This window comes from Burkholderia sp. AU18528 (genome assembly GCF_002223215.2).
GTDB classification, from domain to species: Bacteria; Pseudomonadota; Gammaproteobacteria; order Burkholderiales; family Burkholderiaceae; genus Burkholderia; species Burkholderia semiarida.
The window spans coordinates 76,773-93,161 of the sequence record NZ_NKFC02000007.1; the positions used below are offsets into that span (position 1 = coordinate 76,773).

General features: G+C 59.2%; 15 protein-coding genes. 5 read left to right on the top strand and 10 right to left on the bottom strand.

Annotated elements, in window-relative coordinates:
* Positions 1-145 precede the first annotated feature (145 nt).
* Together CFB52_RS27050 and CFB52_RS27055 are read right to left on the bottom strand one after the other, a co-directional pair.
* A complete protein-coding gene (locus CFB52_RS27050; protein ID WP_059582003.1) occupies positions 146-1,477 on the bottom strand; it encodes an MFS transporter in 1,332 nt (443 codons plus the stop codon).
* Positions 1,478-1,533: 56 nt separating this feature from the next.
* The gene (locus tag CFB52_RS27055) at positions 1,534-2,724 is read right to left on the bottom strand and encodes a M20 aminoacylase family protein (protein ID WP_059582001.1); all 1,191 of its coding nucleotides are present in this window, start codon (positions 2,722-2,724) and stop codon (positions 1,534-1,536) included.
* An 808-nt stretch (positions 2,725-3,532) separates the two neighbouring features.
* On the opposite strand from CFB52_RS27055, the gene CFB52_RS27060 reads away from it, so the two are divergent.
* The gene (locus CFB52_RS27060; RefSeq protein ID WP_257220666.1) at positions 3,533-4,627 is read left to right on the top strand and encodes a hypothetical protein; all 1,095 of its coding nucleotides are present in this window, start codon (positions 3,533-3,535) and stop codon (positions 4,625-4,627) included.
* Between the two features lie 8 nt (positions 4,628-4,635).
* Here the strand turns inward: CFB52_RS27060 and CFB52_RS27065 are convergent, their stop codons facing one another.
* The 3 genes from CFB52_RS27065 to CFB52_RS27075 are packed head-to-tail and all read right to left on the bottom strand — an operon-like array spanning position 4,636 to position 6,817.
* Positions 4,636-5,103 (bottom strand): hypothetical protein, encoded by a 468-nt coding sequence (locus CFB52_RS27065; RefSeq protein WP_144029767.1) that lies wholly within the window; start codon positions 5,101-5,103, stop codon positions 4,636-4,638.
* 8 nt (positions 5,104-5,111) lie between these two features.
* Entirely contained in the window at positions 5,112-6,236 is a 1,125-nt protein-coding gene (locus CFB52_RS27070; protein WP_099317978.1) for an ImmA/IrrE family metallo-endopeptidase, read from the bottom strand.
* Positions 6,236-6,817 (bottom strand): hypothetical protein, encoded by a 582-nt coding sequence (locus CFB52_RS27075; RefSeq protein ID WP_144029768.1) that lies wholly within the window; start codon positions 6,815-6,817, stop codon positions 6,236-6,238. The genes CFB52_RS27070 and CFB52_RS27075 overlap by 1 nt, the downstream gene beginning before the upstream one ends.
* An 828-nt stretch (positions 6,818-7,645) precedes the next feature.
* Between CFB52_RS27075 and CFB52_RS27080 the strand changes: the two genes are divergently transcribed.
* Positions 7,646-8,656, top strand: a complete 1,011-nt coding sequence (locus CFB52_RS27080) for a nuclease-related domain-containing protein (protein ID WP_180278270.1) — start codon at positions 7,646-7,648, stop codon at positions 8,654-8,656.
* A 149-nt stretch (positions 8,657-8,805) separates the two neighbouring features.
* On the opposite strand, the gene CFB52_RS27085 is transcribed toward CFB52_RS27080, so the two are convergent.
* Genes CFB52_RS27085 through CFB52_RS27100 form a run of 4 tightly spaced genes read right to left on the bottom strand, consistent with a single transcriptional unit; the run spans position 8,806 to position 12,265 of the window.
* Positions 8,806-9,753: an ornithine cyclodeaminase family protein gene (locus CFB52_RS27085; RefSeq protein ID WP_060309907.1), complete on the bottom strand. Its 948-nt coding sequence runs from the start codon at positions 9,751-9,753 to the stop codon at positions 8,806-8,808.
* Positions 9,750-10,721 (bottom strand): threonine/serine dehydratase, encoded by a 972-nt coding sequence (locus CFB52_RS27090; RefSeq protein ID WP_099317981.1) that lies wholly within the window; start codon positions 10,719-10,721, stop codon positions 9,750-9,752. Before CFB52_RS27090 ends, CFB52_RS27085 begins: the two co-directional genes overlap by 4 nt.
* Positions 10,718-11,422, bottom strand: a complete 705-nt coding sequence (locus CFB52_RS27095) for a transcriptional regulator (RefSeq protein WP_099317982.1) — start codon at positions 11,420-11,422, stop codon at positions 10,718-10,720. The genes CFB52_RS27090 and CFB52_RS27095 overlap by 4 nt, the downstream gene beginning before the upstream one ends.
* 45 nt (positions 11,423-11,467) lie before the next feature.
* Positions 11,468-12,265 (bottom strand): ABC transporter substrate-binding protein, encoded by a 798-nt coding sequence (locus CFB52_RS27100; RefSeq protein WP_099317983.1) that lies wholly within the window; start codon positions 12,263-12,265, stop codon positions 11,468-11,470.
* Between the two features lie 226 nt (positions 12,266-12,491).
* Here CFB52_RS27100 and CFB52_RS27105 point away from each other — a divergent pair, with 226 nt between their 5' ends.
* A complete protein-coding gene (locus CFB52_RS27105; protein ID WP_099317984.1) occupies positions 12,492-13,484 on the top strand; it encodes a succinylglutamate desuccinylase/aspartoacylase family protein in 993 nt (330 codons plus the stop codon).
* Between the two features lie 78 nt (positions 13,485-13,562).
* On the opposite strand, the gene CFB52_RS27110 is transcribed toward CFB52_RS27105, so the two are convergent.
* Complete coding sequence (locus CFB52_RS27110) at positions 13,563-14,330, bottom strand: sulfite exporter TauE/SafE family protein (protein ID WP_257220667.1); 768 nt, start codon at positions 14,328-14,330, stop codon at positions 13,563-13,565.
* Positions 14,331-14,725: 395 nt separating this feature from the next.
* On the opposite strand from CFB52_RS27110, the gene CFB52_RS35230 reads away from it, so the two are divergent.
* Together CFB52_RS35230 and CFB52_RS27120 are read left to right on the top strand one after the other, a co-directional pair.
* Positions 14,726-15,442: an AraC family transcriptional regulator gene (locus tag CFB52_RS35230; RefSeq protein WP_099317985.1), complete on the top strand. Its 717-nt coding sequence runs from the start codon at positions 14,726-14,728 to the stop codon at positions 15,440-15,442.
* A 239-nt stretch (positions 15,443-15,681) separates the two neighbouring features.
* On the top strand, positions 15,682-16,041 hold the full coding sequence (locus tag CFB52_RS27120; protein ID WP_059641037.1) for a hypothetical protein: 360 nt from the start codon (positions 15,682-15,684) through the stop codon (positions 16,039-16,041).
* Positions 16,042-16,389: the final 348 nt, after the last annotated feature.

Below are 16,389 nucleotides of genomic sequence, written 5' to 3' on the forward strand. Positions count from 1 at the left end.
TCCTGAACCGATGAAAAGGGGAATCGGGAGAACGAGCCAGCGCGACGCTCGGTCGCCGTACGGGTTGAAATCGAAATACTGCTCCGCGATCCAGCGATGCGCGGGCGGTAGGCGCGCATGGCCGCGCCGCCACCCGCATCGCGCGTCAGTCCAGCGATTCGCGCGCCGTCTCGCGCAGCATCGCGACCGCGATCAGCGACAGCACCACGCATGCGGCCACGTAGCCGGCCGGTGCGAGCTTGCTGCCGGTCGTCTTCACGAGCCACGTCGCGATCAGTTGCGCGGTGCCGCCGAAGATCGTCACCGCGAGCGCATACGCGATCGAGATGCCCGTCGCGCGCACGTGGCGCGGCAGCGACTCGCACATCAGCGCCATTTCCGACGCCGAGCCGAGCGAATAGAACAACAGCATCAGCGCGGTCAGCGGCAGGATCACCGACAGCGTCGGATGATGGTTCATCAGCCAGAACGCCGGGAACAGCAGCGCGACCAGCACGCCGCGGCCGACGAAGATCGGCAGGCGCCGGCTGCCGAGCTTGTCCGACAGCCAGCCGAACAGCGGGCACGTGACCAGCATCACGCAGCCCGACGCGACGCCGACGAACATCGACAGCTTCATCGGCAGACCGAGCGTATGAATCGCGTAGGTCGGCATGTAGAAGGTCAGGATGTAGGTCGACACCGTGCCGCCCATTACCGTGAGCATCAGCAGCACCACCGTGCGCGTGTGCTTCGAGAACAGTTCGTGCAGCACGCCGCGCTCGATGCCGTGATGACGGTCGCCGGGCGCGTCGTCCGCGAGCCGGCGGCGCAAGAACATCCCGACCGGCGCGATCAGCACGCCGACGAGGAACGGCAGCCGCCAGCCCCAGCTTTCCAGCGCGTCCTTCGTCATCGTGTTCGACAGCAGCGCCGCGAACCCGGAGCCCATCAGCGCGGCGCCGCCCTGCGTCGCGAGCTGCCAGCTCGCGCGGAACCCGCGGCGCGACGTGCCGCCCTGTTCGAGCAGCGTCGACGTCGCCGCGCCGAATTCGCCGCCCTGCGAGAAGCCCTGCAACAGCCGCGCGAACACGACGAGCAGCGGTGCGGCCACGCCCACTTGCGCATGGGTCGGCGCGATCGCGATCAGCCCGGTGCCGAGCGCCATCAGCATGATCGTCAGGTTCAGCGCGGCCTTGCGCCCCTTGCGGTCCGCGTAGACGCCGAGCACGACGCTGCCGAGCGGCCGCGTGAAGAAGCCGGCGGCGAAGGTCGCGACCGACAGCAGCAGCGACGTGGTCGGGTCGCTCGACGGGAAGAACAGCTTGCCGATCAGCACCGCGAAGAAGCCGTACACGGTGAAGTCGAAGAATTCCAGCCAGTTGCCGATCACGGCCGCGGCGATCGCGCCGCGTCGCGTGACGGCAGGCGCGCCGCGCGCATCGCCTTCGACGGCGCCCGTCGACGCGGGGTGCAGCGCGAGATGCTCTTTCTGCATCGCTATCCTCTCCTGTCAAAGCAGCCGGAAGCGCCGGCCGCACGCCGCCGCCGCGATCACTGCCCGAGGTAACGCTCGACGAGGCGCGTCCAGAACGCCGCGCCGATCGGCAGGTTGCGATCGTTGAAGTCGTATTTCGGGTTGTGCACCATGCAGCCGTCCTCGCCTTCGCCGTTGCCGAGCCGCACGAACGAGCCCGGCCGCTGCTGCAGCATGAACGCGAAATCCTCGCTGCCCATCAGCAGGTCGGTCTGCTCGACCACGTGCGCATCGCCGACGAGTTCGCGTGCGACTTGAGCCGCGAAGTCGGTTTCGGCGTCCGAATTAATGACGACCGGATAGCCTTCGATGTATTCGACATTCGCGGTCGCGCCGTAACTCGCGGCCTGCGTTTCGGCCAGCTCGGTGATGCGGCGCTTGAGCAGCGCGCGCACTTCCGGGCTGAACGAACGCACGCTGAGTTCGAGGCGCGCGCCGTTCGGAATCACGTTGTTCGCGGTGCCCGCGTGCATCGAGCCGACCGTGACGACCGCCGGCTGCGACGGGTCGACGTTGCGCGCGACGATCGTCTGCAGCGCCATCACGATGCTCGCCGCGACGACGACCGGATCGACCGTCAGGTGCGGCCGCGCCGCATGGCCGCCGACGCCTTCGATCGTGATGATCGCCTTGTCGCCCGCCGACATGAACGGGCCGCGCCGCGTGAGAAACACGCCCGGCGCCGCGCCCGGATGGTTGTGCATGCCGAACACGGCGTCGCACGGGAAGCGCTCGAACAGGCCGTCGTCGATCATCTTCTTCGCGCCGCTGTCGACGCCGTGCTCCTCCGCCGGCTGGAAATACAGGTGTACGGTGCCGGAGAAGTTGCGCGTCTTCGCGAGATGCTGCGCGGCGCCGAGCAGCATCGTCGTATGGCCGTCGTGGCCGCATGCGTGCATCTTGCCGTGCGTGCCGCTCGCATACGGCAGGCCGGTCGCCTCCACGATCGGCAGCGCATCCATGTCCGCGCGAATGCCGATGCTGCGCGCGCCGTCGCCCACGCGCAGCGTGCCGACGACGCCCGTCTTGCCGACGCCGCGCGTCACCTGCCAGCCCCATTGCTCGAGCTTGTCCGCGACGAGCGCGGCCGTGTCGTGCTCTTCGTATGCGAGTTCCGGATGGTGATGGATGTGGTGACGGATCTCGCGCAGCCCGCCGGCGGCGGGCATCAGATCCTCGACTTCGGTGAATCGGGTATCGGTGGTCATCAAGGGGCTCCTGCCGTTCGTCTGCGCACGCCGGGCGAGGCGTGCGGGAAAGCGAGCCACTATATCGAGCCGATATCGGTTCAATAAGATGCGGAATTTTTCACCGTGATAACGTTTTTTAATCAGGGTTAACGCGGCCTGACGGGTCACAACTGTAGCTTTCGATTAGATATGGATACAACTTTCGATTAGATGCAGATACAGGCATCCCACGGGGGCCCGGGACGCCCGCGGTACATGGCGCATCCACATCTAACCAAAAACGCCTTCTCGCCCTGGGCGAGAAGCCGGATCACATTTCTACGTTCAAGTCGATAGCCAGTCCAATGGGAGACCGAACCGGCTCTTCCGAGCACCCCGTTGGCAAAGTCCGCGCAGCCGAAGAACAGCACCGAAAATCGATGTAACCGCTTTCGCGTATTGCTGATGTCAGCACTGGTGAAATTCGTGCTGCTTCGGCGAGCCTCATAAGCCACTGGAGATCGCGTCTACCAGTTACGTGGCCTCGGCTCGAAAGGCATAGATTGGTCGAACTGACGTGCCTGATTTCTTCGGGCCATTTCAATCTGGGGGAATGGCCTCGGTTACTTCGGTTAAACAATACCGCTGCTTGAACTCGTCGGGCGACGACCAAAACGAAGCATAGGATGACAAGAGAAATACTTTCTTTATAATCAGAGCGTTGCACCATCACGCAGGGAAGCGGATCGAACCAACAAGGGGTAACCTAAATTCGCATGCTTTCGGAAAATCACCAGCGCATAACGACTTACGGTGATTGTGATAAGCACACTTAAGAGAGAAAACTGTGAAGTGCAAAATCGTTCAGGTCGGAAAGAGACGCGATGGTGGCTACCGCTACTGGTGTTTGGCGCATCATGCAAACGCAACAGCAAAATACGGCGTCCCAGCCCCTGTTTGCGTCGCGGCAAATGATCGGCCCATCCCCAAATCCGCCACACTGGATCTCGACCTATCGCACTTTCTTGGCGGTGTCGCCCTGTGGGGCTCCGTACCGGCTGTCTATGACACAACGCGCTGCCCGACCGACCGGGGAATCCATGTGCACGCCAGACGTGCGGATGGCGACGCGAAGGAGATTGATCAAACATACCGGAAGCTACGCCTCCGACTAGCCACCGACCTCATCTCGGACGAGTGGACAGAAGTCGACGAAGTGGATGCCATCAACTACATGGTCTCCGGCGTATTTGGCTTCGCTACCCATCCAGTCTCCTGCGCACATTGTGGCTTCGCACATTTGGACAGGGATTGGTTCGCGGTCCATCCCCATCGGCGCCACCAATGCCATGGATGCGGTTTCCAATTCTCTGACGCAGTCACTGGGATTGGCAATCCTTTGTCTGCGCTACATCGTGCATTCGAATCCCAGACGCGGCGGTCGGTGAAAGCACCACGGACAATCAGCGTCCGTCAACAAGACTATGCCGGCGGGATACAAATATGGGGATCCAATCCAGCGATTGTGTGGACCTCACCCCACCCAGAGGAGACCGGCATACACCTGCATTGCTTTGCGAAATCCAGCAATGAACTGCCGGTCGTCGACGACACTTACGCTAAGATAGTCATTGATGGGATCAGCGTCGATGCTGAGCACGTACGCCATTTCATGGCGCAGAAGGCGATGCCACACCTCGAGGGACGCGTCGTCGCACTGGACTGCCCGCATTGCCAAACACCACACTTTGACACCGCCGAGCTCGCGTACACGCCCCACCTCGACCATGAGTGCGCATCGTGTGGAAAATGGTTTCAAGCTGCAACTCGCACCAGGAAGACGATCGGCAATCCGTTCGCGGCCGTGAGGTTGTCTCTCGCGGAGACGGCGCCCAATCCGCTTCGCAACGACCCCTTGGGACTGAGACCCGAGACAATTTGATCGGACCTTCAGAAATCGACCGGAGACAACTCGGGCAAGTATCCGCCACGATTGCGCATCAATTGATAGGCGAGATACGCGGCTTCGCGGTTCAACATGTTCGCCTCGACCGCCATCCTGAGCAACCCAATACTGCCGCGCACTTGGCCAGCTCCCAACGCCTTCTTTGCGGCAGACCGGGCAGCCAAGTCATCACATGCCAGGACGCAGCCCATCTGCTCAGCCGCCAAAATACACTCCGTTTCGCCGGCGCCGAGGCCGAGCCTCTCCTTTGCAGCACGAAACGTTCGTATCGAGATCAGGTCATCGTCCACCAGACCGAGAATGCCGTCCGCAATCACAGCATCGACCGCACTGACGACCGACTTCGACTCGCCTCGGACAACGCTACTGACCAGGAAGCGAACACCAGGCAGGCTCAGGACAACGTTCAACACCCCGCCGTTCGCGAGATTAATCAGTGTCGACGCGTCCAATATGATTATCACTCGCGGGTACTCGCATTGACGGCAAACAGCGTTGATGCGGGTACGTTGAGCAATTCAGCGGCGCGCCCGAGAGAAAGGGTACCCGCTCTTATCAGGTTTCCTGCGGCCTCGAGCAAACTCGGAGACGTGGCAATCTCGAAATCCTCTCGCGCAGCGAGTTCCAAGCTGTCCGCGCGTCGCTCCGGGTTACCAAATGCATCGACAAGCTGCTGATACAGTGCACGGGCTCCGCGCGCAGGCAACAAATCCAGTTGCTCACATCGACGTGCCGCCACTTCGAAGCTCACGCCATAGAACCGCGCGAGTGACAGGATTTCCACATCGCCCAGTGGGCCGCTCGCACCGAATTGTTCGCGAATAGCAGACAATGCTTGCAACACACCGTGTCGAGGCAACACTAGGCTGGATGCAAATGCATCAGCAAACTGCTCTTCCGCGCGGCGAGGAGTATGGTCGATGCTACCAACGTCACGCTCCCCGTCGAGCATCACATAACCCGAATCTCGACGCGAATGATGCGCTACCAGGTGCCCAAGCTCGTGGGCGATAGTGAAAAACGTCCGCGGCTTGAACGTCCGGGCACCGACAATGATGAATGCATGGCCCTCAACAATTGCGGATACGCCCTCGATACTTGCGTCTCGTGCATACAGCACGTGCACATTCAAGCTTTCTACGACGCTTGGCAACGTGAGAAAAGGCTCCGTGTCACCAAGACCGGCAAACGTGCTGCGAAACAGATCGGCAAAACGTTCAGCGGAGCCCAACGAGACATGCATTCCTCGAAACGCCTCTAGCCACCCCGTATTCGGAGGAAGATCCCTCGCGATCGACAAAGCGTCTTGAATTTGAGCCGCCAGTATCTCGACCGATGACGATAGATCCGCGGTTCGCTGCCCGATGGTCTGCCGGAACAATAACTTGATGGGTTCTGCAGCGGTCTCCTCGAGGACAGCGGAAACCGGCACTCGCAAAGCCTTGGCAATCCGGCGCATTTCGCCCAAAGACGTGTCGGCGCCACCCGCGACGTCATGTAGTCGCGCGGTGGATATGCCGGCGCTCTCAGCAACCTTCTCCCAGGTTAGCTGCCGGCTGCGAAGGTGCTCTGCGATGTTGAGCACTATCGCACCTCACTTTTCAGTTCCAGCAAAGCGCAGCGAAGTCGATCGGCTTGCGCGTCGGATAGCTTCCGCATCCGCCCAACAATCTCTCGTACACTCCGCGCATGCGGCCGGTCAAATACCTCGGCCAAAATCCTCAGCGAATGCTCGCGCCCCGACGCCACTTCTTCTACGGTCTCCAGAATCACCGGGTTCGTCCCAACGAGGTAGTTACGAATCCGCCGGTCGAAGTTTGTATGGTCGTCCCGGGGATCGTGCTCGCCATCGGCCGTCACGATGATGTTTCCCTGACGCCGTCCGTTCTCATCGAATTGCAGTCGGTTTTCCGGGAATTGGTCATATGCCGCGAGCTGGCTTTCCAACTTGCTGTCGACCTCAAAGCCGCCGACAACATACTGCTTGACCGACTTACCCATGCTCCCGCTGATCACGAATATCTCGCCGCCCAGCTGGACAAGGCGCCGCAGGTCAGGGCGACACGTTCCCATCGTCGGACGTACGCCCGCCCGCAGTATCGGGTCGGTCAACGGGCGCCCCATTCCGGGGTCAGATCTAGGCGATACAAAGATGTAGCCAGACACGACGACCTCCGCAGCGGTTCGTTTCCTGTATCTTTATACAGCATAATGTTTTCGACAAGCATTTAACGCACTTATTCCTACCACTCTGCCCCCCATTTCCCGACAAACCGAACAATGCAGGAGCCGCACATGTCTCTATATTGCTCCATCTCACACCGCAAAACCGAACTCAATCTCGGCGCATTTTTCTTGGTCGGTCTCGTCTTTGGTCTCGCAGTACTACGGCTGCCAAGTATCGCAATAGAATCGAGTTGGCTTATGGTGGTACTGGGCTTCGCTCTCAAGATCAATGCGCTTTGCGCGTTGGCCACAATCGTTCTTCTGTCTAGTGTCGGAGGAACGTTGCCGACACGCTATCGAGATAGCTTGTTACTCATCGCAGTCGGGCGTGTTTTCGCCAAGCTTGTGTCCGAGTTGTCTCTGCGCGTCGCGACGTTTCTTTTGGGCTTGAGCTGCGTCGTTGCATACTCTCGCGATTGGCATGCGCTTTCGACTTTTCTGATAGTAACAATCTGGTTTGTCGCCCTACGAAAGCTTGTTGCGTCGGGAGCTCCGCGCTCCAACATAACGACTGCATGTGCAGAATGGATTCTTGGTGTCTCGTTCCAATCAGAGATATCTCATTTGGGGGCTCTTGCATTGCATCTCATTTAACGATGAGTATTGTGTACGGTGCCCCCAAGAGGAGACCCGACCACCGCTGCGACCAAGTTCATTTGGTGGCATGGTTCGGCGCATTGTTTCTGTCGGCCAAGCTTATAGAAAATGGCCTTGTCGCATTTTTCTCAACATGGTCCAATTGCGATTTCAACCGACCAATTATCGCGCATGACCATTGAGGTTTACTGCGGCGACCCAGAGGCACCGTACAATGCGGCCGAGCAGCGCGTACTTGCCAGGATTGTCGACATTCTGCAGCGGCGCGGAGAATCCGCCATCGTGCTATTCAACGCCCGATGTGAGGAGCGCGAATGCGACATTCTGGTCAGCACGTTGGTTACGACGCTCGTCATCGAAGTGAAACACTACCTGCAGCCCGTGATGGGCGGCCTGACCGACGCACACTGGACTGCACGACGCACCGGCCAGCGCTGGAAAAATCCTTGCCTCCAGGTGCGTCACACGATGCATGCGTTGAAGGACGCGTTGCGCCGCTATGCCGGTCAGGATCCTGGTTACCCGCGTTGCGCGGTTCTATTCGACGGCGGAATTCCGCACGACTCGGAGGTGCCGCGCGGTACGGACCGTATCGCGATCGCCGACGATTCCGGTCTTGAGGATTTGCTAGCTTGGCCGCTCATCGAGCGGAGTGACACCCGCCGATGGCCCCTCGCACTGTTACGGGCCTGCGCTACGGACCGTGGCATGGTTCCTGTCGGCGGGCCGCTGCCGCACTCGCCTCCCCCACGCGAGATTCAACCGGTCGTGGTCGAGCTGACGCCATCTATCCAGCAGGCACCGGCCACGTTGATTATCCAGGCACGACCGGAGCGCCGACCACACCGACGCTTTACCCTGACAGTTGCGTCCCTGCTTGCGGTGAGCGTTATCGGCCCGTGTTGCTGGTCACGCCTACATCGCCCCGCAACCGCGCAGAGCGCTCAGACCGCGCGGAGCTTCATTAAACATGGAACGCAACCGCGCCACCATGATCGACGCTCGGTCACTGCAGCGAAAGCGCCCGCGATTCCAATTGCTTCCGGACCAGTCGCTCAGCCGGTCACCAAAATCGAACCACCACCGGAGAGTAAAGGACCGCTGCCAACATGCCCGACCGGTATTGACCGGCTTGGATGCGTACCAGATAGCACAACGCTGCGATTGCTACGAGGCGGTTAATCTACGCCGAGGTGGCGTCACCTCGCCGATACTACGCAGAGGCGGCACCCAATACCGAAAACGGCGCTTTCGCGTAATCGCTTCCACGAAAATCGGCAACGCAGAGTGGCTGCCGACCCTCTGGAATGGTTTCGCTGCCAGGATGCGGCTCACGCGCTAGCCACAATGCTGTTTGCGACCTGTGCATCCTGCACCGCGACACCCGTCAAGTCCGCGATGGTAATTTGTGCTGCGTCGGAGTCATCGCGGGCCCTATCATTTGTCGCGAGCAATGTTCCAAGCTCATGTAATGCGGTCGATTTGATGAGACCTGCGGAAAGGGCATGTGAAATCTCGCCATAGCTACTGCACTGTTCTCTCGAGTCCACGACAATCATGCCCGCCCGGGCGATAATTTCCGGGTCGAGTTCCTGTTTGCCGGCGCTGTCAGCTCCGACCGCCGTGATGTGCGTACCCGCACCGACCCACTCGGACTTTACGAGTGCCGCCCGCGAGGGCGTCGCCGTCACAATCAGGTTTGCATTTCGCGCGACCGGTTCGGGCGTCCGATGCACATGAACGCTGAATCCCTGCGCAGACATATCCGATGCGAAGCACTCACCCTGCTCCGCATCTCGTCCCCAGACGTGAACTTCACGGCAGGCGGTGATGGGCTTCAGATATTCCAGTTGCAAGCGTGCCTGCTGACCTGTGCCCAGGATGCCGATACCGCGGACGTTGCGGGGCGCAAGAAGACGAGCCGCCAGCTGCCCTGCAATCGCGGTGCGGACAGCGGTTAGCCAGCCGCCGTCTTGCAACAGTGCAACGGGGTGGCCGGTCTTCGCGGACAAAAGCATCACAAGCCCGCTATTGCTGGGTAGTCCGGCCGCCGGGTTATTGTAAAAGCCGGAAGAGACCTTGACGGCGAAGGTTTCGGCACCGTCAACGTAGGCGGATTTGATGCAACAGTCGCCGTTGGCGGCTGCAAAGTAAAAGTTCTGCACCGGCGGCACAAGCGCCGCCTTTTGTGAATAGGCGATCAGGCCTTCTTCAATCATGCGAACTGCGCGATCAACGTTGAAGCGCGCAAGAATTTCTTCCTTGCTCCAGACTTTCATTTCACCGCCTCAATGAATTTGTCCAGCATGATGTTGCGTCCACACAGGACAACGGCTAGTGCTCGTCCTTGATACATGTGGGCGAGCTTCAGCATCGAAGCAAGGGCAACGCCCGCCGCACCTTCCACCATCCAGCGGTCCGTTTGCGCAAGCAGCTTCATGGCCGCCTTGATTTCCTCTTCGCTAACCAGCTCCGACCTGTCGATAATGCGCTGGGCAATATCGAACGTGATGGAACCGGGCTCGATACCGCCGGCCGTACCATCAGAAATCGTGTCAAATTCCGGGCTCTCGACAATCTCACCAGCTTGCAATGAGTTGTACAGCGCCGTCGAGTTCTTCGGCCAGCACGCAACGATGTTCGTATCCGGACTAAGCTGCTTCATGGCCGTCCCAACGCCGCAGATAAGGCCGCCACCGCCTACCGAGGCGAAAACAGCAGCCAGCTCTACACCGTCGGCGCGACCTTGCTCGCAGATCTCCACGCCCACCGTACCCTGCCCGGCAATAACATCGATGTCGTTGTAGGGGGAAATGAAGGCCATGCCCCGTAGTCTGGCCTGGCGGGCCGCCTCCAGCTCGACTGCGAGCGTCGTGTCGTCAATGGTGACAACTTCGGCCCCCCATGCGCGAATCGCATCGAGTTTGATGGCCGAGGCGCTACTGCTCGCATATACGGTTACAGGCACGCCAGCCAGCTTGCCCGCGAGGGCCACACCCTGTCCGTGGTTCCCACTCGACACAGTGAGGACGCCATTTCCGCGCTTCTGCGTATCGAGCAGGCGAATCTTGTTCGTAGCTCCGCGGAACTTGAATGAACCCGTGTGTTGAAGATGCTCGCCCTTTAGATACACCTGGCAGCCGGTCATTTCCGACAGCATGGGGCTGAACGAAAGTGGCGTCACCGCAACTTGCGGACGAATCGCGCGATGCGCTTCGATAATTCGCTCGAACAAATCGTTTGTCACCCTTCTCCCCTCAGCTCTTTCAAATAATTGAAAATTGTCGCTCGCCCCAAAGCGAGCAGCTTCGCGACGTAGTTCGCGGCGCTTTTCCCGGCGAATGCCCCTTCTGCATACAGCGCAGCGACCAACTCGCGCTTATGCTCACGCGTGAGCATGGATAAGGTCAGCTTTCTCTCCTGCAGCCAATGGTTGAGAAATACATTGACGCGATCCTGCCAATCATCTCTGAACAATGCCTTCGGCTGCGGCTGAACGATTGCACTCGAAAGCAGTAGCTCGAGCGCCTGTTTTGCTTGATCCAGGGGCGCTAGATGGAAGTTGATACACATGACTCCCATAGGGTGGCCGGCCTCGGTCCGCAGAATGGCAGTGATGGAGCGAATCTTGCGCCCGTCCCACCCGATCTTCTCGTAGGGCCCAATAACGTTCTCCTGCTCATCGAAACCAATTTCGTCAAGAGCCGAGTCGTCTCCAATTTCCCGCCTGGACAGGTTGTTTGCGACATAGGCAACAGTTTGTGTCGTCAGGTCATGCAGCACTACTTCCGTGTAGGGCTGGAAAAGTTGCGCAATGGCGTCTGCGACCGCCCGATGTGGGTCAAGTTGGCTCGGTCCAGATCCACGCTGCCGTTGTCGTGATATCGCGGGTACCCGCGTGGCCGCCTTGCCCGTAACATCAGCCGTTGATACGCGTGTTTTGCTCATTTGTCGTCTGACTCTATGCGGACCGGTCTCCGTGCATAACACCGCTCAATGCACCGCCAAATCCACGGTAAAGTACTTATTAAGGAGTTTCTGGTAGGTGCCGTTCCGCTGCAGTTCGTCGAATGCGCTATTGAGCGCCTCGCGGAGTTCGTTATCGCCCTTTCGTACTGCAAGTCCAACACCCGAGCCGATAATTTTCGCATCTACGACTGGGCCGCCCGCAAATGCAAAGCCCTTCCCGTTCGGTTGGTTCAAAAATCCGAGACTCGCTGCCGTTGCGTCGACAAACGTCGCATCGACGCGGCCGGCGGTTAAATCAGCATAGACTGCGTCCTGCGTCTGATAGCTCACCACGTTCACATTCTTCGCCGCCCACATCTGCTTCGCGTATTGCTCCTGAATCGACCCTTGAAGAACACCGACACTATGGCCGGCCAGCGCATCCGCCGTGGGAAGCAGCTTACTGCCCTTACGAGCGACGAGTTGCGCTGGCGTGAGATACATCGGGCGCGTGAAATCAACCTGTTGCGCACGCTTGGCATTGATGTTCATCGCCGAGTCGATGACGTCGAACTTACGGGCCTGTAGCGCAGGAATGAGTCCATCGAAGGCATTTTCTACCCACTGGCACTTTGCCTTGAGTTGAGCGCAGAGCGCATTGCCGAGATCGATGTCGAAGCCCTGAAGCCGCCCCGAAGCACTCTTCGACTCAAATGGAGGGTAGGCAGCTTCGACGCCCATTCGAATGACTTTGAGGTCCGCTGCACACGCGCGCCCGCCGAACGTCACGGTCGTGAGTAACGTTGCCGCAAACAAAACCGCCCGCATTGCGTACTTCGTCATTGCACTCTCCTGTTGCCGGTTGAGTTCCGAGAGGCCGTGGCCGTCCAGATGCCTCGGATCGGATTTTTGACGCACTTGTCGGCGCCATACCAACCAGTCTAAACTAGACTCTACAGTACAACAACAAGAATAAATAGTGCACGTAGCAACACCGTATGGCGAAGACGCCTGGCGTCAGCGCCGCCCTCATGGCCCGCAGAATCAGCACATCTTAAGGAGTTGCACGATGGCTCGGCTCGAGATCAACTGGGATGTCAATGGAAGGCAAGCCGGCTACCTGGAGTTACCTAGTTCTACGAATCTGAGTGCATGGCAGACCGTACGCATCCCCGTCTTCTATTTCCGACGAGGACCAGGACCGCGGACCTTGCTGCTGGGTGGATGCCACGGGGACGAGTACGAAGGACAGATTGCACTCTCGAAACTTGCGTACTCGCTCGACTCGTTGGAGATAAGAGGTTCTCTAATTGTCGTTCCATCGTTGAACCTTCCCGCGGCGATAGCTGGCGCGCGCCTATCCCCGATCGACAACTGCAACCTCAATCGCGAATTCCCCGGAAACGCCCGTGGATCCGTGACGCAACGTCTAGCACACTTCATTTCGCATAGCCTCATCCCACGTGTAGACAACGTGGTGGACTTGCATTCGGGAGGGCGCTCCCTCCACTTTCACCCCTGCATGTTCGTTCACGAGCAGCACGAGCCGTCCAAAACGGCAGATGTTATTGCCGCGGCCCAAAGTTTCGCGGCTCCTTTCACGGTAGTCCTGCGCGAGGACCATGCCGACGTCATGATCGACGACGTCGTAGCAAAAGCCGGGAAGCTCATGCTCGCAAGTGAACTAGGCGGAAGCGCCCTGGTAACGCCAGACACGATCAGCCTGACCTATGACGGATTGCACCGGCTGTTGCGGCATCTCGGCCACATCCGCGTACCACGAGCCGAGGTCGCTCCTGCTCCAGAATCGCCTGTTCTTCATGTGCCTAATTCGCAATACGTGGTGCTGGCCGAAGACACCGCACTGTTCGAACCATTGATTGAATTGGGAAAGCAGGTGAAGGAGGATGAGGTTATCGGGTTCTATCACTACATCGATCGCAACCGCCCACCCTCCCCCGTGCATTCGCCGCACACTGGTGTACTACTTTGCCTCAACGGTCAGGCGCTCGTGCGTCGGGATGACACCATTGCGGTACTCGCCGTCCCATATCATTCGTAAACGCAGTTGGCCACGAACTCAAGCAGGTACATCCGTGCTAGCGAACCGCCGATGATGATGCCCATCTGGATCTAGTTGCTAAAGCCAGTACTGCCGCGCGTAGATCACCGTCATGATGGCACCCGCCGCTACTACGAACTTTTTGACCCATGCGGCTGGTAATACCCGAATCAAATGACCGCCAACGTAGCCGCCGATTAATGCACCACCCAACATGACAATGGTCGGCGGCCATGCGACTGCATGTTGCCCCACGAAAGTGACCACTGCCGCAATCGAAACACAACTGGCAAGAACGTTTTTCAGCGACTTGATAGTGCGAATATCGTCGACTTCCACAACGGATAGCACCGCGGTCAGCATAACCCCGAGCCCTGCGCCGAAGAATCCACCATACAGACTGGCGGCGCCTACCGCCGACGCCTCCACATAAATTGGCGCGCGATCTTCGATGAGCCTATGCCTCAGTGCCCATGCCTGGATGCTCGGGGCGTACGCAAACAACAGCGTCGCGAACGCAATCATCGCAGGGACTGGCAACGTAAACAGCCGCGGCGGCAAGATAAGCACCGTGCACGCGCCGACAGTCCCGCAAACAATGGACACAAGGCAGAGGACGCGAAAACGTCTCGAATCGGTCGGAAGTTTCGAGCGGTCTGCGAATGCGGCGATGAGATGCCCGGGCGAGATAGCAACCGCGTTCGACGCGTTCGCTGTAACGGCAGGAAGGCCCGCCATGAGCATTGCCGGGAAAGTTATGAGCGTAGCGCCGCCCGCCATGGCGTTAATGAGGCCACCTGCTGTACCCGCGAGAAAGAGAAAGAAAACCGTTGTCCAGCCCATCATTGCCTCTCGTGAAACGCCTGATTCTGAGGCGAAGCTTGCGTCGGGTCTGGGACTTCTGTGATGTGATCGCACGTCTGAGCGCTTAGCCCGTCAGGTTGAGGTGCCGGTGCCTCAACGGATTCGCGCGCGCCGCATACAACAAGTGCTGGGTGCGTGACTAGCGTCGCCAAAGTACCTCGCCAATCTGGTCGCCGCCGACTGGCGCTATCGCCAGTCCGGGCGCTGAGAGATTTGACTTTGCCGGCGCACCCTATGATGCTGTCGATCGTTCGGAGAATCGCGAAACGCCCCGAATCAATTCAGTCGTGGTGTCGCCATTGTTTGCGACCAGCGGTCTCCCGCGCTACGTCTGAAAGGCACGTAAACATTCTGCAGGTATTTTGAAGGAGTGGAACTTGACGGAAGCCTACGTCTTCGAGCTGACTTGCCCGGCCGCGTTCAATGCAAGCATGAAATCCGGCCCGGCGGCAGGTTGGACTTATCAGCGAACAACAACACCATACGCTATCGACACCGCGTATTGGAATGCCCCTGCGGCGCCTGATGGAAAATTGCATTTTCACGACGAAACGCAACTGGTTTTTGTGATCTCCGGACGCCGCGAATTCATCGTTCAATCAAGGTCGTATGCCGTCGAAGCTGGACAGTGCCTGCTTATACCGGCGGGCAAACTACACCGATCCATTCCGATCAGTAACACACCAACGCAGTGCCTGAATCTGTACGTCCCCGAATCGCGCGTTGCATCGTTGTGCGAGGCGCTGCGGATCCGACCGGCGGCCGAGGCCGAGAGCCGTGACTTGTCCGATCTCGTCCGCAGAGCGCTTGCCGCACTATCCGATCCTGCCGGCCAGCTTTACGACGTCTCGGCCTTGGCCGCAACATATGGATACAGTCGCGAAGGATTCACCCGCAAGTTCTCGAAAGAAACCGGAGTCGGGCCAGCGGAGTTTTCTCTACTCGTTCGACTTAACCACGCCAGAGCACTCCTGCGAAACGGGTGTCCTGCGGCGCTCGCCGCATTCGAATGCGGCTTTACCGACCAGAGCCATATGGGCAGGCACTTCGTCAGGACTTTCGGCACTTCACCCGTCCAGTATGCCCGCGCATAGCGAGATCACAAACGTACCAGACAAGGCTTTTCGGTAGTGCGACGCTTTTCCATAGCGGGCGTCCCTGCCGCATCGGTTGGCGCTATGCGCACCATGCACAGTCAGTCCGCCTGCCCAGCCTTGGTACAGGAGGAACATCAACGCCTAGCCCCTCCTGCTACCGAGAAACCAATACCCTCCGCTTCCTTGGTAAAGAAGCGCGTGGTCGTAGCCGAGCTATCGCAAAAGGAAAAAACATCGTGCAAATCCACAACACGACGGGTGGCGTCACGTACTCGAGTTCCACGGTCTCATCAGTTACGCAATCGAATGACGGCAGCAGCGTAGCGGCGTCATACGGGTCCACCGTCAAGCAGCTGAACGACTGGTTGCATGAAACGCCCGAGCAGCGGATGGAAGACTCCATCCTCGCATCGATGGGCCTAACGCGCGAACAATACGAGCATATGTCGGGATCTGAGAAGGAAAAAGTGGCGGAAAAAATCCGCGAGACCTTGAAGGAGAAGATCCAGGCTCAAGTCGATCAGGCAAACGCTCATGCCAACATCAAGGGTGCATCGGCGGCCGCGGCCGCGGCTCAGCTCGACACATCACTTTGAAGCGACTAAACGAAGGTGAATGAAATGGGGGCGCCGACGGTCGGATTACCGCAGAAGCAAGCGTGAAGGCTCAAGATGTTGCGCGTCCCTATCGAGCTCGGTTGACCTTGGACTCTTTACTCGTTCCAAGGATCGACTAACTTTCCGCACGCCCGCACTGAGAGTCACTGAACACCGTTTGCCGGGTGCTCGTAATTGCGTGTAGCCACTGGCTAGCTGACGGCGTTCGTCATGACAAGGTTTTTGTGCTCCCGCTGCGCAGCGCGGGATTTGGCTGCGCGATCTCGAGCGGCGCAGGAGCACGCTGGAGAATCCGGCTTCACACACCCTCTTGTGAACTGTGGGCGC